Raw genomic sequence first — 19,330 nt, 5'->3', positions numbered from 1 at the left:
ACCGCCACCCTACGCAGAACTCTCGGGAATCCCCGCTGATTCGACGGAGTTTCGCGGCGCGTCGTCGCCTCAGTCGCGCGTGGCGCCGGTGACGACCGGATCGGCCACCTGCACTTCACCGCCGCGCACCTTGGCGAGTCCGCGCATCAGGTGATAGACGGCGACGGCAGCGATCGTGCCGAGCGCGATGCCGTTGAAGAGCACCGACCCGATCTGCACGGTGAAATCCGCGATTCCCACGATGAGCGGCACCGCAGCCGAGAACTGATTGATCGGCTTCGAGAAGTCGACACCGTTATCGATCCAGATCTTCACGCCGATCAGGCCGATCAGACCGTACAGCGCAACGGTCACCCCGGCGAGCACACCCGAGGGAACCGAGAAGATGATCTCGCCGACCTTGGGCGAGAAGCTCAGCAGCACGGCGAACAGACCGGCGACCCAGTAGGCGGCGGTGGAGTAGACCCGCGTGGCGGCCATGACTCCGATGTTCTCGCCGTAGGTGGTCGTGCCCGATCCTCCCCCGAATCCGGCCAGCATCGTCGAGACGCCATCGGCCAGCAGCGCGCGTCCCGTGAGCGGATCGAGGTCTCGCTTCACCATGAGCCCGACGCTCTTCACGTGACCAACGTTCTCAGCGATGAGCACGAGCACCACCGGGAGGAAGGCGGGAAGGAGTCCCCACAGAGTGGGGTCGGCGAACGGGTTGCCCACGGCGTGGAATGACGGCAGGCCGAGCCACGGCGCGTCGCCGACCTTCGAGAAGTCGACCTCGCCCATGAACGCCGCCGAGATGTAGCCGACCACCATGCCGAGCACGATCGAAAGTCGCCCCAGCAGACCGCGGAACAGCACGGTGATGAGCAGTACGGCGGTGATCGTGATGAGTGCGACCCACCCCGAGAGCTCGGTCGCGTTCCAGTTGTTCTTCACAGCGGGCGCCAGATTGAACCCGATGAGGGCGACGATGGCGCCCATGACGACCGGCGGCATCAGGGCGTTGATCCACCCCGAGCCGAAGCGGTGCACGATCAGGCCGACGATCGCCATGAGCACGCCGATGGCCAGGATGCCGAACGAGGCGCGGCCGAGGTCGGGGTTCTCGGGATCCCCGCCGGCTGTCGCAGCGAGAATCGGCGCGATGAAGGCAAAGGAGGAGCCGAGATAGCTCGGCAGCCGGTTGCCCGTGATCAGCAGGAAGAGCAGCGTGCCGAGCCCCGAGAAGAACAGCGTCGCGGTGGGGCTGAACCCGGTGAGCAGCGGCACGAGAAACGTCGCACCGAACATGGCGACCACGTGCTGCGCGCCGAACCCGATGGTGCGCAGCCAGCTCAGCCGCTCCTCGGGAAGAACAATCGCCTCCGGGGCGACGTGCGCGCCGTCTCCATGCTGCTTCCAGGTCAATGCCATCGGGGCTCCTAGGGGGTTCTGGATCGCGAGGAGCCGCGCGGCCACCCCTTCGAGCGCACAGCCAAGCTCATATCCTAGTGCTCAGCCCGTGCACAGACTGTCGCGGCCGCGCGAACGGCGCGCTCGCCCTAAGCCCCGGCGACGTAGACCTTGCGAATGTGGTCGTCAACCGTCCACCGCGTGCGCGTTCCCGCGACCAGTCGCATGACGTCTCCCGCCGTGACGTCGACGATGCGACCCGCTTCCTCCGGCGCTCCCGGCACCTCGAGCAGTTCGATCGACGCTCCGCCGCTCAGCACGATGAAGAGCTCGTCGACCTCGGTGTCGGTGACGGTTCCGCCACGCAGCTCCCAGATCCCGAGCTCGGCATCGCCGATCGTTCCGAGCTCCGCGGTTCCCTGCAGGGGGTGGCCGGTCACGATGTCTTCGGCGTTCACCGGTTCGAGCGCCACGTCCACTCGCCCACCGCGCACCGACGCGTTGCGACCGGCGGGCAACAGCTCGCTCACGAGTCGAATCCGAACCCGACGGCGTCCATCGTCTTGAGGAACAGGTTGCGCTTGCCGCCGTTGTGATCGGCCTGATCGAAGGACCAGCGGAAGAGGTTCACCCCGATCGAGGCGGCGGGCTCCGGGGGGAAGGGAAGCGGGATCTGCTTCACCATCTCAAGCTCGGTGCGCTCGGTGACGCGGCCCTCGAAGCGATCGACCATCACGTCGGCCGCGAAGTGCGTCGCTCCGACGCCAAGGCCGGTGAAGCCCGAGACGTACTGCACGCGGCCGCCGTGCGCTTGCCCGAAGAATGCGCAGAAGCGGGTGCTCGAGTCGATCGCACCGGCCCAGCGATGCGAGAACTTGACGCCTGCGAGCTGCGGGAACGTGGTGAAGAAGTGGCTCGCGAGCTTGCGATGGCTCTCCATGCGATCCTCGTACTCGTGCCTGATGCGGCCGCCGGCGTGGTACACCGCGTCGTAGCCGCCCCACAGAATGCGGTTGTCCTTCGTGAGTCGGGAGTAGTGGAACTGGTTCGCGAGGTCGGAGAGCCCTTCACGGCCTTCCCACCCGATCGACGTGAGCTGCTCGTCGGTCAGCGGCTCGGTCATCAGCACATAGTCGTAGACCGGAATCGTGTGGAAGCGGTAGCGCTTGAGCAGTGACGGGAACACGTTCGTGCACAGCGCGACGCGCTCTGCGACGACGGTGCTGCCGTTCTTGATCGTCAGCCGGATCGGCTCTTCGGCCGATCCGTCCAGCTTCTGCACCGGGGAGCCCTCATAGATCTCCACACCGATCGATGCGGCGTGCCGCGCCAATTCGAGCGCGAGCTTGGCCGGGTGGATGTTCGCGTTCTCGCTCGGCGAGAACTCACCACCGAGGAAGGTCGGCGATGCGATGCGGCGCCGCACCGCATCCTGGTCGAGCGTGACGACGTGCTCGTCTTCACTCTCGCCGAGCCAGTCGAGCTGATACTCCTCGTTCGCGACCGACAGGGCGCCGTTGCGCTCGAAGTCGACATCGAGACCGTGCTCGGTGACGAAGCGCTCGATCGCATCGAGATTCTCGTAGCCGAGACGTCGCAGCGTGCCCGTCTCATTCGGCCACCGCGCCTCGGCGTTCGGTTCGCCGTGCGTGATGCTCGCCTCGCAGAACCCGCCGTTGCGTCCGGAGGCCGCCCAGCCGATACGCACGGCCTCGACGAGTACCACCCGCCGATCGGGGTGCTCGGTCTTGAGCTTGATCGCCGTCCAGAGCCCGGAGAAGCCGCCGCCGACCACGGCGTCATCGACCTGCTGATCACCGCTGAGCTCCGGGTGCTTCGGAGCCTGAGCCTCGACGTCGTCCGTCCAGAAGCAGGAGAACTTCGTATCGGCGAGCGAATCGTCGATCACTCTCTCGTCGGGCGTGTGGGTTTCAAAAATGGTGGGGTGCATGGATTCCTCGTCCTCGATGTCCGAGTCGATCCTTGCACACTCGGGCCGTCGTGTACACCATCGAATGCCGCGAAAAACTACTCGTTCAAGCGAAAATTTCAGCGTTCTCGCGGAATCCACAAGCGGAAGCCGCTTTTCGTCGCGAAATCAGCACATCTCCGGCGTTGCGTGCTGTCGTGACCGACGCACGTATCGATTCACTTCTCGTCGCTCGGCGGCTTCATGATGGCGCCCGTCGCGAGCCCCATGGCGAGGCCCGCCGGCACCCACAGCCAGAACTGCGTGAGCGCGCCGAGCACCACGCCCATGATCGCCCCCATGACGAGGCCGACGATGATCTGCTTGCGCCGCGCGCGGGGCGATGGCGGCTCTGACGGCGCGTCATTCCGGCCGCCCGGATTCGACTCTCGGCTCACTCTGGGGATCCTTCGGTTCGATTCTCGGTACGCGCGGAACCCGCGTCGCGGTCTGCTCGGTCGAGCGCTTCCAGGGCGGCGATCCGCTCGGCGCTGGCACCGGAGCGCTGCGCCGCTTCGACGAGTCGCCCCGTCGCACGTGCGATCTTCGCGAGGCTCAGCGATGGTGCAGCCCCCGCGTCGAGCAGCACCGGTTCGACGAGATCGAGGGCCGTGGCCGGTGCTCCGGGAAGCAACTCCGCCTCCCACTCGCGCCAGGCTCGAGCAATTCCCGTGACGCGGTCGAACGCTTCGACTCGGTCGTCGGCGAGCTCGACGAGCTCGGCTCCCGCGGCATCACTGAGCACCACGACGGTGCGCTCGGTGCTGAGCTCGGCGATCGGCGCGACCGCGTCGGCCGCTCCGCCGATCCGCTCGCGCAACTCAGCGCGCAGCCCCTCGGGCATGGCGTCGCTCAACGGCCAGAACAGCTCGCGCACGCCGTCTTCGCCGCGCTGCTTCACGTGCCAGCCGGCATCGGAGCCGCCGTGCCGCACCCGGAGGGCGAGGCCGCGCCGAGCGAGGTCTCCGTCGCTCGTGTCGAAGTAGATCGCCGAGAGCTCGTAGGTGATCGGAGAGGCGGCCCGGAGTCCCCCCGTTTCGAAGGCGCCCGCCTGCGGGAGCAGGAGATCCGCCGCCACATCGTATTTGCGCTCGATCTCGAGCGATTGCTGACCGGCGTTCTGACTCACCCGTACAGTCTACGTCGGCCGTCGCGTTCGCATCAGGGCGCTCGCTCGGTCGGCGCAGCAGGCTCGGTTCGCTGCGGCGCCCCTCCCCCGGCCAGCCAGACGATGCCCGCGCCCGCGAGCACCACAAGGGCCACACCGGTCAGCGCCACGGGCGACAGCACCTGATGCAAGAACACCGCACCGACGATCGTTCCCACGACCGGATCGAATGCGAAGAAGACGCCGAGCACGCGCGCCGAGGTGAGCCGCCCCGCAAGGGTATCCACCGTGAATGCGAGAGCCGTGCCGAGCAGCGCCGATGCGAGCAGCGGCAGCAGGTGCGGCGGCTCGAGGAGTGGGACGGTGGGAATCGAGAAGGGCAGGGTGAGGATCGCGGCGACGACGACCGACAGCGCCACGCTCTGCAGGCCACCGTTCGATTGCCCGACTCGAGCTGCCAACAAGGTGTACAACCCGAAAGACACGCCTGCGAGCAATCCGAAGACGATTCCCAGCGGGTCGAGCGGGCCTCCGAATCCCGCGATCAGCGCCACCCCGAGTAGCGCGACGATCGCGAGCAGCCCCTCGCGAACTTTGCGCGACGCGAGCAGGGCCACCGCACAGGGGCCGAGGAAGTCGAGCGTTGTCGCGATTCCGAGCGGGAGCCGGTCGACCGCGAGATAGAGCATCACATTCATCGCTGCCATCGCGACACCGTAGAGCACGATCCCGAGCCATTCAGCACGCGTACGGCCGTTCAGCTTCGGCCGGAAGATGATGAGCAGAATCACCGCGGCGATCGCAAGGCGCATCGAGCTCGTGCCGAGAACACCGAGCGGCTCGAAGAGGCCGATCGCGAACACGGCCGAGAGCTGCACCCCCGTCGCGCCCACGAGCACCAGGAGCATCGCACGGATGATGGCACCGCGGCTGAAACGCCGAACGGCCGGATGAGTGCTCATCAGACCGATAGTAGCGTCTCTGCAGCGTTACACTGTGCGGGTGACCGAGTCGCTCGCATCACCCGAATCACCCGACCTGGGCGCCGCCGTCGAACGGGCTCGAGCCGCGTGCATCGCGACCGCGCAGCGCCTCGCGGCCTCCTCCGTGCCGCGTGAGTTCTTAGCGGAGTACGTCCCACCGCGCCGCGGGTTCTTGCGTCTCAAGCCGGCCACCATGCATCCGCTCGACGAGGTCTGGCGCATCGGCGCGCTGCTGCTCGCCGAATCCGGAGACCTCTACGAGCTGGGTCATGCAACGCGCGCCGCGGAGCGCGGGAGACCGGGGTACCAGTCGGTCTCCCGCGAGGAGCGCAGGGAAATCGCGGCCGCTGCGCTGCGCGGCGGCTACACGATCGGCGACGCCGTGAACTACGACGCCGCGCCGATCCTGCTCGACGCCGCTTCGCCCACGGCCCGCGCCGCTCTTTCGGGCGACGGGCCGGTCGGCTTTCATTCCGGTGAGATTCGGGTGCGCTGGAGGGTCGGCGCTCCGCTCACCGGTGCGCCGACCCTCGATGCGTTTCTCGCCGAACGCGCAGGACTGCTGATCACCCCGCCGTTCAGCGGAGGCTGATCCGCAGGCGCTGCGCGGACTTCGCGTGCTGCGCCTACTTCGCGAGGAAGTCTGCGAGCGCGGCGTTCACCTCGTCCGCGTGAGTCCAGAGCAAGCCGTGGGGCGCACCCTCGACTTCGATGTAGTCGGCGTTCGGCACGAGCTTGGCGAACCGCCGGGCAGTCGCGTCGATGGGCAGAATGTTGTCGGCCGTGCCGTGCAAGATCAGCGTCGGCTTGCCGCTCTCACGAACGGCATCAACATCGCCTCGGAAGTCTTCGATCCAGGTCGGCACGACGGCGTAGGCTGCGACCGGTGCGCTCGAGGTCGCGACGTTCCAGCTCCCGGTGACGGCCTCCTGGCTGATGCGCTCGCCGAGTGTGTCGTTGAGGTTGTAGAAATCCGAGAAGAACTGCGTGTACCAGGCATAGCGGTCGCTCTTCGCAGCCGCGGCGATCCCGTCGAAGACGCTCTGAGGCACGCCTTCGGCATTGTCATCAGTCTGCACGAGGAACGGCTCGAGCGAGGCGAGGAAGGCGAGCTTGGCGATGCGCTCATGACCGTAGGTGCCGACGTAGCGCGCGAGCTCTCCGGTGCCCATGGAGAACCCCACGAGCACGACATCGCGCAGGTCGAGCGTTTCGAGCACGGTATTGAGGTCGGCCGCGAAGGTGTCGTAATCGTAGCCCTCGTTCACCTTCGAGGAGTTGCCGAAGCCTCGGCGATCGTAGGTGATCACTCGGTAGCCCGAGGCGAGAAGTTCGCGGGTCTGCCGCTCCCAGCTGTGCCCGTTCAACGGGTAACCGTGAATGAGCACGACGGGCTGCCCGGCGCCCTGGTCTTCGTAGTACAGCTCAACGGGGGCGCTGTTCTCGCATCCAACGCTGATGTAACCCATGATGTACTACTTCTCTAGAGCGAGAACGATCGTTCTCGCTGTGGAGTTCACTGTACGAGAACGATCGTTCTCTGTCAAGTACACTGGTGAGATGAATGACGACGAGGCACGCGAACGCATTGCGAGTGCGGCGGAGGAGCTCTATTACCGCAAGGGGTACGCGGCCGTCGGTATGGACGAGATCCGATCGCACGCGGGCGTGTCGCTCCGACGCCTCTACACGCTGTTCGCTTCGAAGGACGCGGTCATCACGGAGGTGCTCTCACGCAGGCACGCCGCGTGGGAGAGCGGCCTCTCCGAACGCGTGTCGGCAGCCGATGACGACGCGCGGAGCCGCCTCCTCGCAGTCTTCGACTACCTCGACGGATGGTTCCGCGATCCTGCGTTCCGCGGATGCGCATTCATCAATGCCTTCGGCGAACTCGGCGGCACGCAATCGCACGTGGCTGAGATCGTGCAGGATCACAAGGCGTCGTTTCAGCGCTACATGACCGGGCTGGTGCGCGCAGCCGGGGGCTCCGAACTGCTCGCCGCGCAGCTTTCGATCCTGGCGGAAGGCGCCCAGAGCACTGCGGCGATCGGCAATGATCCGGCGCCAGCGCTGCAGGCCCGCTCAGCCGCGGAAGTACTGATCGCGCACGCCATCGGTGACCTGGGCCCCAGCTGACGCCCGACCGCGTGACCGGAGCGCTCGAGGTGCTCGATGCCAACCGGCAATACGGCCTCGCAACACTCGTGGAATATACGCGATCCCGGATACACTGGTTCGGCGATCGCGGCGCATCCAGCGCGCCGGTCGACGTCAACTCGATGTCGGTGAGTACGGCCGCGGAAAGGCTCAGAGCATGAGCACCATCAGCCCCCCGAACACCGACGTTGTCTGGGCTCAGGTCGAAGACGGCTTCTACGTGGGGAGCCGACGCGGGGAATTCCTCGGCTACGTCGACGTAGAGACCGAAACACGCCACGTCGTCTGCAACATGTACTCGCAGCACGTCGGCGAATTCACCTCGCTTGCCGAAGCAATGCATGCCCTTGAAGCCATGAACCGATCAGAGGAAGGGGCACCCGACGTTGCCTGAGCTCCAATCCATGACCGGCAGCGTGCCCCTGCCCGACGGCACGCTGCGCTCCCTCGTCTATTCGAGCGAGGCGATCACCCGCTTCTACCAAGACGACCTCGACCGACTCCTGTTGCAGGCCCGAGCGCATAACGAGTCTGTCGGTATTACCGGAATTCTGCTGTACAAGAACGACCAGTTCATCCAGTTCCTCGAAGGCCCCCCTGACGCCGTCGGTGAGCTCACGGAGAGGATTCGCCGAGACGCCCGCCACACCAACGTGCGCATCCTCATCGACGAGTTCACGCTCGAGCGGCAGTTCGACGATTGGACGATGGGGTACCAGCCGCTGAAGCATCAGTCTTCGACGGTGCTTCCCGGATTCAGGGACTCCTTCGCAGACATTGCGGATGCTCCTGATGCCCTCACAACCGGACGCGCAGCGAAAGAGCTCGCACTGTGGTTCCGCGTGCGCGCGGGGAAGCCAGCCCGGGCCGCGTAGACGAACGCCCGGTCGTGCGCCGTCAGCCCCTCCATGCTTCGCGGCCGGAGGGGCTGTTCTCGTACCCGTCACCTGAACCTTCGCGCATCTCCCCCTGGCGGGGGATGTGCCCGTTGCCCGCTCCCCGTAGATTCGTCAGCACACCGAATGGAGGCCTTGACATGAATGAGGAACATTCGAAGCCTGCGGCGTCGAACGAACACCCCGGCCTGGGAATCGGGGTCGCGCTCGGACTGAGCTTCGGCGTCGTACTCGGCATCACGCTCGACAACCTGGCCCTCTGGTTAAGTGTCGGTATGGTCATCGGCCTCGCGGCAGGAACGCTGTACGACGCGAGTCGCAAGAAGCGCACGGCCGCTCGTCGAGTGAAAACGCTCGACGGCGCGACGTACACGCTCTCCGCACGCACACACCCCTCATCGCACCAGCGCAGCCACTACTGGCTCGGCGACAACGGCCAGGAGCTCGAGCTCACCGACGCCGAGGCCGCAGAACTACTCTGAAGCGCTTCGACTCGTGTCGCTGGGTGCCCCGGATAGGAATCGAACCTACGACACCTTCTTTAGGAGAGAAGTGCTCTATCCACTGAGCTACCGGGGCGCTGGGCCATGTAATCGGCCCATGCGAGTCTAGCGCATCGCCGCCGCGCACCCCTTCTGCGAGCGGGGTCACTTTCTGTGCGTGTCGCATGGCCGACACGCACGAAGAGTGACCCCGCTCGCAGATTTGTGGGAGGGAGGGGCGACGTGGAGGAGGAGGACGTGACGTCGGAGAAGAGCCGCGGCGGTGGAACGCGAAAGCGGGCGGGGTCGTAACCCCGCCCGCTTGCGCACAACTGTTTCGGACTAGCCGAAGCGAACCACCGTCAGGCCTGACTCGCCGCCGGGAGCGATCGGTCCGATGCGGGTCGTTCCGCCCCATCCACCGTGCACGGCCTGGCCGTTGCCGATGTAGACGCCGACGTGCTGGCCCGGGAACACGAGGATGTCGCCGGGAGCGTAGTTGCCGCTGCCCACGATCGTGCCGCCCAGCGCGGTGTACTCGTGCACCTGGGTGCCGAGATCGCCGGCGGGAATGCCGACTGCGCGCAGCGACTTCTCGACGAGCGCGGTGCAATCCTGGTTCACACCAAGCTGAGCGAGAGCGGCGTCGACGATACCCTGGGCGCCGGTGCCTGCAGGAACGTCGCCGCCCTGCGGTGCTCCGGGAGCCTCGGCCGATGCTCCCGCACCCGCTGCGCCAGTGGGTGCGCTGGCGGCTGCAGCCGCGAGGTCCGCAGCTTCCTGCTCCGCCTTCGCGGCTTCGTCCGCCTTCTTCTGGGCCTCAGCTTCTTCGGCTACGGCGACATCATCGCTGCCCGCGGGCGTCTCGCCCACGGCGACAACCGTTTCGGCGTTGCTGGTCTGCAGGGTCTGCGCGGCGAGGAAGCCGTCGGGCAGCCCCTCGGGTGCCGGGCTCGTCGCATATGCCGGAAGCGAGAAGGTGCCGACCATGCCCAGGCTCAGTGCAGCTGCGCCGGCCATCTGTACGATCCGCTTCGCTCGCGACGGGGTGCGTCGGATGAGCTCGCTCGGAAGCACGACGTCCGTGCTGGAGTGCTGAGTCACGTGTATATCTGCCTTACTGTTGCCAACTGGTGTCTGCGTCAGGTGCAGCCCGTACGGGCCGCGACCGTTCAAGGGTAACCGAACATCACGAATATGTCACGCTCAGGTCACGAAACCTTCAAGTACCGCTCAAACCTGCGGAATTCCGCGCCTCCCCGGAGTGCGCCGCGAAGCTCGATATCTCGACGCCGAGCAACTCCGACTCAGATCACACCCTGAGCGAGCATCGCGTGGGCCACCGTCTCGAACGCCGCAGAATTCGCGCCGAGCACGTAATCGCCGGGGCGACCGTACCGCGCCGAGGCCTCGTAGGCGGAAGCGTGCACATCGCGCATGATGTCACGGAGCCGCGACTCGCTCGTATCGCGATCCCAGCGCGAACGCGCAGCGTTCTGACGCATCTCGAGCGCTGACGTGGCCACACCCCCGGCATTCGCCGCCTTGCCCGGAGCGAAGAGCACCCCGGCCTCGCGGAACAGTGCCACGGCTTCAGGCGTCGCGGGCATGTTCGCCCCCTCGGCGACAGCTCGGAGCCCGCCCGCGATGAGCGTGCGCGCATGCGCAGCATCGAGTTCGTTCTGCGTCGCGCACGGGAACGCGAGCTGCCCCGTCACGTCCCACACCGAACCGCCCGATACGAAATGAGCACCGGGTCGGCGATCGGCATACGCCGAGATGCGAGACCGCTCCACTTCTTTGACCTGCTTCAACAGGTCGACATCGATGCCGGCCTCATCCACGACGTACCCACTCGAATCGGACGCGGTAACCGCCGTGCCGCCGAGCTGCTGGATCTTCTCGATCGCGTAGGTCGCAACGTTGCCCGAGCCGGAGACGACGGCACGACGCCCTTCGATCCCGTCGCCGGCACGCAGCAGCATCTCCTCGGCGAAGAACACTGCCCCGTACCCTGTGGCTTCGGTGCGCACTTCCGCGCCACCCCAGCCCAGGCCCTTGCCCGTGAGCACTCCTGCCTCGTAGCGCTGCGTGATGCGTCGGTACTGCCCGAAGAGGTATCCGATCTCGCGGCCTCCGACACCGATATCGCCTGCGGGTATATCGGTGTGCTCGCCGATGTGGTGCACGAGTTCGGTCATGAAGCTCTGGCAGAACCGCATGACCTCAGCGTCGCTCTTATCACTCGGGTCGAAGTCGGCGCCGCCCTTGCCGCCGCCGATGCGCTGCGAAGTGAGCGCGTTCTTGAAGATCTGTTCGAAGCCCAAAAACTTCACCACTGACAGGTTCACGCTCGGGTGGAAGCGGAGCCCCCCCTTGTACGGGCCGAGCGCCGAGTTGAATTGCACGCGGTAACCGCGGTTGACCTGTACCCGCCCCGCATCATCCGTCCAGGGCACCCGGAAGATGAGCTGCCGTTCGGGCTCCACGAGCCGCTCCAGGATCCCGGCCTCGATGTATTCGGGATGCTCGGCCAGCACGGGCTCGAGCGTCTCGAGCACTTCCTGCACGGCCTGCAGGAACTCGGGCTCGGCGGTGTTCCGCCGAGCGACCGTCTCGGCGACAGCCTTCAGGTGGGCTTCAGGGGTAAGCAACGTCAATGTCGTCTCCTCGGTCTCGCATATATATAAGGAACCGCCCGGCTCGAGCGGATCAGATTGCGCCCGCACTCCAAGCGAACCGCGTCGAAGCGGCGAGGGAATGACGGCGTCTCTACTGCGAGACGAAAATGTGCGCGGCGACCTCGGTGGGCAGATCGATCGCTTCGCTCGACCCTTCGACCTCGACATGCACCGTGTGCCCGCTGCGGCTGAAGGAGGCTCGGTTTCCGGGCAGCACTCCGGCCGCGGCGAGCTGCTCGAGCAGTTCGGGGTCGACCTGCAGCGGCTCGGCCAGCCGCTTGATGCGGGCGGTTACCGGAACATCGGGGTCGATGAGCAATTCGGTGAGACCCGTGACACCGGTCTGAAAGGACCCTGCGCGAACGGCGCCGAGCTCTTCGAGGCCCGGGATGGGATTGCCGTAGGGCGACTCGGTGGGATTGCCGAGAATGCCGAGCAGCTTGCGCTCCACCTGCTCGCTCATCACGTGCTCCCAGCGGCACGCCTCCTCGTGCACATACGCCCACTCGAGTCCGATGACGTCGGCGAGGAGCCGTTCGGCGAGCCGATGCTTGCGCATCACGTGCACGGCCTTGCTGCGACCCACGATGGTGAGCTCGAGGCGCCGATCGTCGGTGACGACGACGAGGCCATCGCGCTCCATGCGCCCGACGGTCTGCGACACGGTCGGGCCCGAGTGACCGAGGCGCTCGGAGATACGGGCGCGCAGGGGGACGATCCCTTCTTCTTCCAACTCCAGAATCGTGCGGAGATACATCTCGGTCGTATCGATCAGGTCCGTCATCGCCGTCCTTTCGGGTCCGTCGTCCAGCTTAGGGCATCCTGACCTGGAGACGCGGGCTGCGAGCACCTGGCTCGATAGAATTGCGCTCATGGCTGACATCACGATTCCCACTGAGCTTCTGCCCGCCGACGGACGATTCGGCTGCGGCCCCTCGAAGGTGCGCGACGAACAGCTCGCCTTCCTCGGTTCGCTGCAGCCTCGCGTCCTCGGCACCTCGCACCGCCAGGCTCCTGTGAAAGATCTCGTGGGAAGCGTCCGCTCGGGCCTCGCCGATCTGTTCCGCGCGCCCGACGGGTACGAGATCCTGCTCGCGAACGGCGGAGCCACGACGTTCTGGGATTCGGCCGTGCACTCCCTCATCGAGCATCGCAGCCAGCATCTGACCTTCGGAGAATTCGGCGCGAAGTTCGCGAAGGCGGCGAGCGCCGCACCCTTCCTCGCGGATCCGGATGTGCGCGCGGCCGATGCCGGTTCGCGCTCGGCAGCCGAAGCGGTCGCGGGCGTCGACGTGTACGCGTATCCGCACAACGAGACATCGACGGGCGTCATGGCTCCGGTGCGACGCGTCGCGGGTGACGCCGGCGCGCTCACCGTGGTCGACGCGACCAGCGGTGCCGGCGGCATCGACTTCGACGCGAACGAGGTCGACGTCTATTACTTCTCACCGCAGAAGAACTTCGCTTCAGACGGCGGCATCTGGTTCGCGCTCGTCTCCCCCGCCGCAATCGAGCGCATCGAGCGCGTCACAGCCTCGGGCCGCTACATTCCCGAGACGCTCAACCTTGCGGGCGCCGTTGAGAATTCGCGGAAGAACCAGACGCTCAACACACCAGCACTCGCAACGCTCGGCATGATGGACGAGCAGGTGCGCTGGATCACTGCCAACGGCGGGCTCGAGTGGGCCGCCGCCCGCACTGCCGAGTCATCAGGCGTGCTGTACGAGTGGGCCGCGCGCACCTCGGTGGCCACGCCCTTCGTCTCCGATCCGGATCATCGCTCCCAGGTGGTCGTGACGATCGACTTCGACGACACCGTGGACGCCGCTGCGATTTCGAGTGCGCTGCGCGCCAATGGTGTGGTCGACACGGAGCCCTATCGCAAGCTGGGCCGCAACCAGCTGCGCGTCGCAACATTCACGGCCATCGACCCCGACGATGTTCGCGCGCTCGTGGCCTCAATCGATTACGTGCTCGAGCACCTGGGCTGATCTCCGCAAGCCGTCGGACCCGGAACATAGGGGGTATCTCCGGGTCCGACGGGAAGCGGGAGCTGCGATCGCCCCGGCTCGGCCGGTGCGGAAGTCGCGGCCGCGGATCCGCTTCTGATGCGGGGCGCCGATGCGGAGGAAGGCCGCAGACGCCCCGGTCTGAGAGTCATGTGATGGCGGGGTCTCCTTCTGCGTACCCCGCTCGCTGCCGGCCAGCGCGCACGAGAGTGACGCCCACAACGCACACGGTGCAGAGCGCGGCTACTCCCCACCACGGGAAGCCAGGAATATCGGGGCGCTCGCCCGCGCGGTCAATGTCGGCCTGCGGCGTCGGCGTGATGCGCTCGCCCGTGACCAGAATGCGGTGACTGTTGATACCCAGCGGAGTGCAGGTGACCAGCGTCATGAGATCGGCGCCGTGGCGGGGAAACAGAGATTCCGTCTGGTCGGGGCGTACAACCCGGCTCTCGACGACCCGATACGCGAGCACCTCTCCGAATACCTCGACGGCGAAGGTGTCTCCGACCCGCACCTGATCGAGGTGATTGAACAGTTCTGACGTGGCGAGCCCGCGGTGAGCAGTGAGCACGGAGTGCTGCGACTGCCCGCCGACGGGAAGCGAGGTGCCCTCGAGGTGCCCCACTCCCCGCGACAGCGTCGCGTCCTCGGTGCCGTGGTAGATCGGCAGATCGAGGTCGATCGACGGAACACGCAGGCGCCCCATCGCCCCCTCGGCGTCAGCCCTCAGCAACTGATCGTATGCATCGCTCTGCGCACCCGCCGTCACTCCGGTGCCCTCGGGAACATTCTGGTGCTCAGCCAGCAGAGCGCCTCCGACCAGCGCATCGTTGTACGACTGCGCACGCGCGATCTCGGTGGCAAGGCTGCCGACGGGCTCGTCGCCCACCTCGGAGCCGACGCCGCTGATCACGCGCGACTGCTCGAGCTGCGAGAACCAGGCCGCAGCGGAGGGATAGAGGAACACGAGCATTCCGATGAGGGCGAGCAGAGCTGCGGCAGCGGTGAGGGGTGGAATGCGGCGACGCGGCGTCGGCGTCGGCGTCGGCGCGGCGTGCCGCGCCCGGCGATCCTGAACCGTGATGCTCATGGCCTCCCCCTTCTCTCGTCTCTGCTGCGATGAACGGGGTCGGCCGCGACGCGCCCGACCCCGCCTGCGACGGCTACTGCAGTGAATTGCGCTTGCGCCTCGCTGCCGCGAGCGCCGAACCGACGGCGATCAGCACGAGTGCGGATCCCCCGGCCATGAACACCGTGGTGCCGGTCGACCCGGTGAGCGGCAGGTTCGGCCCGCGCTGCTGCGTGTTCTGAATCGTGACGGAGACGACGCTCGCTGCGTCGCCAGCGGTCACCGTCACCTGCGTCCACGCGCCATCACCCGTGGGCAGCACGTACCCGGTGGGCGCCTGCGTCTCCCGCACCCAGTAGGTCTTGGAGAGCGTCGCGCCGTTGCCCACCCACAGACCTGCGACCGAGACCACGCCGTTCGCATCGCTCGTGAGTGTGCCGACCCCGGCGACCTCGGGCCCGCCTTTCGTCTCGTGCAGCGTGAACTCCGCTCCGGTCAGCGTGCGGTTCGGCTGCTGAGCAGCGGTCTTCACGATCTGCAGCGGACCCCAGTTCGTCTGCGGGCGATCGGTCTCACGTAGCGAATCGTTGACGTTGACGAGGGCCTGGTTCGAGATCTTGCCGCCGGTCTCGCCGCTGCCGAGCGAGGTCACCTGCGTTGAGAGCTCGACGGTGACCGCCGTCTTCCCTGCGAGCTGCTCGAGCCCGGCTGGTGTGAGCGTCACGACGGTGTTGGGACCGTCCGCCGCAGGTAGTGCGGCAGGCTGCAGCGTGTAATCGGTGCCGAGCGTCAGGCCCTCACCGTCGAGGGCGACCTCGACCGCCGAAAGTGTGAGTCGCGGATCGAGCTGATCAGTCACGACGAACTTGCGGTAGGTATCGCCGGCTCCGAGCTCGGGAATGGGCGCGGTGACCGTCCAGTTGACCGTCGAACCGAGCACCAGCCCCTCGGGGTCGGCAACCGTCTTCGTGGGATCCGTCGTGTTGAGCTTGTTCTTCGCGTAGACGTGCACGTCGTAGAGCCACGAGCTGTCTGACGTCTCGGGGTAGGGCACCGATACGAGGAAGGGTTGCACCGGCGAGACGATGGGATTCGGGCCCGGGTTCGTCTCCACCACGAGGTAGAGGCCGAACGGAAGGTCATCCGCCGTCGCGATGCCTCCGCCAGCCGTCGTCACCGATGGTGTGGAGGCGGCGACCAGGCCGTAGGGGGCGGCCGACGCGCTCGCGGGTGTCGCGCCCTGCGCATGGTCCCACCCGGCTGCCGTCGTCAGGTCGATCGGCGTGCCATCATAGGTGACTCGCTGCAGGCTGAACTGCACTCCGTCGAGCCCCGCGCCGAGCGCCTCCACGCTCGTCGGCGAAGTGATGACCGTGCCGTCTCCCGCCGACCCCGGGTCGCCCGCGTGCTTGTGTATGGTCACGCTGCCCGTGGTGCCGACGATATTCGAGATATCGGGAGCCTCGACGGCCTGCGCCGCCGATCCCAGGCTCACCGTGCCGAGCAATGCCATGGCGGCGGCTCCGACTGCGGCGAGCGCGCGCCGCGTGTACGGTCGACGTTCTGCACGTTTCATGATGTGTTCCTCTCTGCGGGACGCGTCGTCGCGTTCCCTGGTCACAGTGCTGGGGTGATTGAAGCGATGATTCGGGTGCGCAGTCTGCGCGCGCGGTGCGCGACGTATGCAGTGAGGATCGCGAGGGCCGCGATGCCGAGGCCGCCGATCGTGAAGAGCTGCGAACCGAGTCCGCCAGTCAACGGCAGCGCGACGCCGGGTTGCTGCGCGTTCGTGATCGCACCGCGGTCGATGACCGTGCCGGCGTTCTCAGCGGTGACCGTGAAGGTGAACTCCGCGCCGCCGGTGTACCCGGGCGGCGCCTGGATCTCGGTCACCGTGTACTCGCCCCAGTCGAGATCTTCGAGCGCAAACCCACCCGTGTCGGGGTCGGTGTCGGGGCCCGTGCACGGGTCACTCGTGCAGTCGGCGATCGCGAGACCCTCGGGAGGCAGACCGGGACCGTCGATCCGCCAGGCCGATCCCGCGAGCAGTGCGCCGCCGACCTCCGCGGTCTTCGTCCAGGCGACCTCTCCGGCGAGGTCGCGGTTCGTGATCGTGCAGGTCACCGAGCCGCCGTTCGGCACCGTGACGGCGCTGGCCTGCGACACTGTGAGCGCCGTTCTCCCATTCGTGCAACTCCATGCACTCGCCGTGTAGCCGGATCCCGTGGACTCGCTGAGCAGGTAGCTCCCGGGGGTGACGGTCGCGTTCGTCACCGCCGATTGCGTCGTCTTCCCGGTGATCGTGGTGGGGCCGGTGGCCGTGAGAGTCCAGTCTCCGACGACGCTTGTGCCCCCGTGGGTGTTCTCCACCTGTTTCACGAGCGTGAGCTTGGCTGTCGGGGGATCCTGTCTGTTGACGATGGTGCAGCTCGTGATGAGCTTGCCGTTCACCGGCACGGAGAACCCGTTCGTCATCGGGGTCACAGCTCCTGCAGCGTTCGTGCAGCTCGCGCTCACAAACGTGAAGCCGGGTTGCTGCGTCTCCGTTACCGTGAACGTGCGATTCGCGGTGTCGGGGAAGACGAGCGAGAAGTTGGTGCCCGTGTCGGTAGTGGTCTGCGCGACGGGTGAGCGTCCCGGGACATCGAGCTGCCCGGTGAACAACCATCCCGGAGCGTTGTCGTCGATGAGCGTTCCGTCTGCAGCACGCGTCTCCTTGATCACGGTGACGCTGCTGGCGCAGTTCTTCGTCGCGATCTGCTGCAGCGTCTGCTGCAGAGACGAGAAGCCGGTCGAGAGGAAGTAGTCGTTCCCCTCGCTCGGTCCGGTGATCGCCTGCAGGTTGAGATGCGAGTTGGCGCTCAGCCCCACCCCGACACCGAGCATCTTGGTCGCGGACCCGCTGGGACCGGTCGTCGCCTTGATGGCGTTCGCCGACATCGCCGCCTGCTCCACCATGCGAAACTGCACGTTCGTGTCAGTCGTCGTGCCGGCGCCGTAGGTGGTCGGGTCTCCGTCTGTGAGCATCAGCACCATGTCGTAGGAGCCGGTGGCCTGCACGAGCCTGAGCGCTGAGTCCCAGTTGGTGAAGCCATCGCCCTGTGACGGCAGGCCCGATTGGATGCGCTGCGCTGCTCCGAGGTAGCCGGTATTGCCGGCGGCCGAACCCGGCACGGAGAGGTTGTAGGCGTTTCCCCCGTTCAGCACTCCCGAGGTCGTGCTGAAACTGAACATCGTCGCCCGAGACGGGGTGCCCCCGAGCCCCGAGGTTCCGACGAAGTTCTTCGCCGCGTTCTTGAACTGCGTCATCTCGTTGGCGTTGATCGAAGTCGAAGTATCGAAGACCATCGCGATCGAGATGCCGCACACCTCCGGGAACCTGGGATTCTCTCGCACGTCGACCCACGCGTCGCTCACTGCCGTGTTCGGCAGCGTGCGATCGGCCGTAACGTTGCGCGTCGCGTTCTGGGTTCCGGTGCCGACGGCGACGCGGAACTGATAGGGCGTCACCGTTTTCCCCTGGTCGTACGCGCCGGTACCCAGGGCACCGATCGCGCGCCACCCCGGCGGGGTCGCGGTCTCCTTGATCCAGACACCGTTGGGGTGCGTGTTCGCTACGACGATGGTGCAGACGCCCTGGGAATCCGTGACGCACGATCCCAACGACGCGCCGGTCGGCTGCGCTCCGGTGCCGCCGGTCGACGCGAAGGCTTCGTAGGTCGCGCCCGGCACTGGCGCGCCTGCTGCGAGCCCGGGACCGGTGCGATCACCGATCTTCGTGACTCGCACCGTCGTCGTACCCTCCGCGCGAGCTGCGGCGCGCGGCTGCAGCGGAGGCGTCTGGGGCGCTGCGGGCTCGAGCTGTGCCGGATCGGGCGCTGCAGGCTCTGGGGCCAGTGGTTCTGTGACGGCGGGTTCCGCCGGCTCGGGCGTCGCGGGGGCCTGCTCGGGCGCTGCCTCCTCCTGCGGCGCGGCGATCACTACGGGCGTCGCCGCGGTGTGCGGTTCACCGGCGGTGACCTGCTGCCACTCGAGTGCTCCGGCGACGCGCACGCGATAGGAGGCCCCCGCGTGCACTTCGACCGCTGTTCCCGGGTCTACCGCGCTGCTGACCCGCTCCAGCATGAACGCCGCGATCTCCGCATCGAGATCATGTGCGTCGCCATCTGCAATGGTTCCCGAGATCGCCCCGTTCCACTGAGATTCGGCACCGTCGTCAGCGACCGCGTCATTTCGCGGACCCTGCACCTCGAACACCGCCCCGGGCACGGGGGCGCCGGACGCATCGACGGCGATCCAGCGCAGCACCCCCGGTGTCGGGCCCGGTTGAACTTCGGCCACCGCGGTTTCGGGCGCGGGCGCGACCTCGTCTGCAGCGAGTGCCGGCCCGGCACCGAGCAGGAGAACGGCACTCACCACCAGTACGGCGGCGGCTGACCTCCCGCCGAGGCGGAGACCGGCCGCCCGTGCCTGCGGCGCCCCCGCAAGCGACCGTCGTGTCGTGCGAGTTGCCAACCGCGATGTGTGCCGATGGTGCATGACGTCCCCGTTTCGCCCCGTTCACAGGGGCGATTCCGTCATCTTTGA

General features: G+C 66.9%; 19 protein-coding genes and 1 tRNA gene. 6 read left to right on the top strand and 14 right to left on the bottom strand.

The window, feature by feature from the left end:
- Positions 1–69: 69 nt before the first annotated feature.
- The 6 genes from AB0O71_RS00795 to AB0O71_RS00770 all read right to left on the bottom strand — a co-directional run bounded on the left by AB0O71_RS00795 (position 70) and on the right by AB0O71_RS00770 (position 5,428).
- Positions 70–1,410: a solute carrier family 23 protein gene (locus AB0O71_RS00795; protein ID WP_363740806.1), complete on the bottom strand. Its 1,341-nt coding sequence runs from the start codon at positions 1,408–1,410 to the stop codon at positions 70–72.
- Between the two features lie 128 nt (positions 1,411–1,538).
- The gene (locus tag AB0O71_RS00790; RefSeq protein WP_363740804.1) at positions 1,539–1,919 is read right to left on the bottom strand and encodes a cupin domain-containing protein; all 381 of its coding nucleotides are present in this window, start codon (positions 1,917–1,919) and stop codon (positions 1,539–1,541) included.
- On the bottom strand, positions 1,916–3,340 hold the full coding sequence (locus tag AB0O71_RS00785; RefSeq protein WP_363740802.1) for an FAD-dependent oxidoreductase: 1,425 nt from the start codon (positions 3,338–3,340) through the stop codon (positions 1,916–1,918). Before AB0O71_RS00785 ends, AB0O71_RS00790 begins: the two co-directional genes overlap by 4 nt.
- A 197-nt stretch (positions 3,341–3,537) precedes the next feature.
- The gene (locus AB0O71_RS00780; RefSeq protein WP_363740800.1) at positions 3,538–3,756 is read right to left on the bottom strand and encodes an HPP family protein; all 219 of its coding nucleotides are present in this window, start codon (positions 3,754–3,756) and stop codon (positions 3,538–3,540) included.
- Positions 3,753–4,487 carry a CYTH domain-containing protein gene (locus AB0O71_RS00775; RefSeq protein WP_363740797.1) on the bottom strand — a complete coding sequence of 245 codons (735 nt, stop codon included), beginning with the start codon at positions 4,485–4,487 and terminating at the stop codon, positions 3,753–3,755. The genes AB0O71_RS00780 and AB0O71_RS00775 overlap by 4 nt, the downstream gene beginning before the upstream one ends.
- 32 nt (positions 4,488–4,519) lie before the next feature.
- Positions 4,520–5,428 carry an EamA family transporter gene (locus AB0O71_RS00770; protein WP_363740794.1) on the bottom strand — a complete coding sequence of 303 codons (909 nt, stop codon included), beginning with the start codon at positions 5,426–5,428 and terminating at the stop codon, positions 4,520–4,522.
- A gap of 40 nt (positions 5,429–5,468) precedes the next feature.
- On the opposite strand from AB0O71_RS00770, the gene AB0O71_RS00765 reads away from it, so the two are divergent.
- Entirely contained in the window at positions 5,469–6,041 is a 573-nt protein-coding gene (locus tag AB0O71_RS00765) for a hypothetical protein (protein ID WP_363740791.1), read from the top strand.
- A gap of 34 nt (positions 6,042–6,075) precedes the next feature.
- Here AB0O71_RS00765 and AB0O71_RS00760 read toward each other — a convergent pair whose 3' ends face one another.
- Positions 6,076–6,918: an alpha/beta hydrolase gene (locus AB0O71_RS00760; RefSeq protein ID WP_363740788.1), complete on the bottom strand. Its 843-nt coding sequence runs from the start codon at positions 6,916–6,918 to the stop codon at positions 6,076–6,078.
- Between the two features lie 91 nt (positions 6,919–7,009).
- Here AB0O71_RS00760 and AB0O71_RS00755 point away from each other — a divergent pair, with 91 nt between their 5' ends.
- From AB0O71_RS00755 to AB0O71_RS00740, 4 genes are all read left to right on the top strand, one after another.
- Entirely contained in the window at positions 7,010–7,585 is a 576-nt protein-coding gene (locus AB0O71_RS00755; RefSeq protein ID WP_363740785.1) for a TetR/AcrR family transcriptional regulator, read from the top strand.
- 178 nt (positions 7,586–7,763) lie between these two features.
- On the top strand, positions 7,764–8,000 hold the full coding sequence (locus AB0O71_RS00750) for a hypothetical protein (RefSeq protein ID WP_363740782.1): 237 nt from the start codon (positions 7,764–7,766) through the stop codon (positions 7,998–8,000).
- Positions 8,001–8,010: 10 nt separating this feature from the next.
- Positions 8,011–8,481, top strand: coding sequence for a BLUF domain-containing protein (locus AB0O71_RS00745; protein WP_363740779.1), 471 nt, complete (start codon positions 8,011–8,013; stop codon positions 8,479–8,481).
- Positions 8,482–8,642: 161 nt separating this feature from the next.
- On the top strand, positions 8,643–8,984 hold the full coding sequence (locus tag AB0O71_RS00740) for a hypothetical protein (RefSeq protein WP_363740776.1): 342 nt from the start codon (positions 8,643–8,645) through the stop codon (positions 8,982–8,984).
- A gap of 24 nt (positions 8,985–9,008) precedes the next feature.
- Here the strand turns inward: AB0O71_RS00740 and AB0O71_RS00735 are convergent.
- The 4 genes from AB0O71_RS00735 to AB0O71_RS00720 all read right to left on the bottom strand — a co-directional run bounded on the left by AB0O71_RS00735 (position 9,009) and on the right by AB0O71_RS00720 (position 12,449).
- Positions 9,009–9,081: transfer RNA gene (locus tag AB0O71_RS00735), tRNA-Arg, on the bottom strand.
- Between the two features lie 245 nt (positions 9,082–9,326).
- Entirely contained in the window at positions 9,327–10,088 is a 762-nt protein-coding gene (locus tag AB0O71_RS00730) for an NlpC/P60 family protein (RefSeq protein ID WP_363740772.1), read from the bottom strand.
- Between the two features lie 203 nt (positions 10,089–10,291).
- Positions 10,292–11,644: an NADP-specific glutamate dehydrogenase gene (gdhA, locus tag AB0O71_RS00725; RefSeq protein WP_363740770.1), complete on the bottom strand. Its 1,353-nt coding sequence runs from the start codon at positions 11,642–11,644 to the stop codon at positions 10,292–10,294.
- 112 nt (positions 11,645–11,756) lie between these two features.
- Positions 11,757–12,449 carry a metal-dependent transcriptional regulator gene (locus AB0O71_RS00720; RefSeq protein WP_363740767.1) on the bottom strand — a complete coding sequence of 231 codons (693 nt, stop codon included), beginning with the start codon at positions 12,447–12,449 and terminating at the stop codon, positions 11,757–11,759.
- A gap of 88 nt (positions 12,450–12,537) precedes the next feature.
- On the opposite strand from AB0O71_RS00720, the gene serC reads away from it, so the two are divergent.
- Positions 12,538–13,656 carry a phosphoserine transaminase gene (serC, locus tag AB0O71_RS00715; protein ID WP_363740764.1) on the top strand — a complete coding sequence of 373 codons (1,119 nt, stop codon included), beginning with the start codon at positions 12,538–12,540 and terminating at the stop codon, positions 13,654–13,656.
- Positions 13,657–13,822: 166 nt separating this feature from the next.
- Here serC and AB0O71_RS00710 read toward each other — a convergent pair whose 3' ends face one another.
- From AB0O71_RS00710 to AB0O71_RS00700, 3 genes are all read right to left on the bottom strand, one after another.
- Positions 13,823–14,764, bottom strand: a complete 942-nt coding sequence (locus AB0O71_RS00710; protein WP_363740761.1) for a class C sortase — start codon at positions 14,762–14,764, stop codon at positions 13,823–13,825.
- Positions 14,765–14,837: 73 nt separating this feature from the next.
- The gene (locus AB0O71_RS00705; RefSeq protein WP_363740758.1) at positions 14,838–16,319 is read right to left on the bottom strand and encodes a SpaH/EbpB family LPXTG-anchored major pilin; all 1,482 of its coding nucleotides are present in this window, start codon (positions 16,317–16,319) and stop codon (positions 14,838–14,840) included.
- Positions 16,320–16,360: 41 nt separating this feature from the next.
- Positions 16,361–19,258 carry a SpaA isopeptide-forming pilin-related protein gene (locus tag AB0O71_RS00700; protein ID WP_363740755.1) on the bottom strand — a complete coding sequence of 966 codons (2,898 nt, stop codon included), beginning with the start codon at positions 19,256–19,258 and terminating at the stop codon, positions 16,361–16,363.
- Positions 19,259–19,330 lie beyond the last annotated feature (72 nt).

The sequence above is a fragment of the Leucobacter sp. NPDC077196 genome (genome assembly GCF_040687075.1).
Classification (GTDB): domain Bacteria; phylum Actinomycetota; class Actinomycetes; order Actinomycetales; family Microbacteriaceae; genus Leucobacter.
The sequence above is the reverse complement of the archived record's forward strand: the minus strand, read 5'-3'. Positions and strand labels throughout refer to the sequence as shown.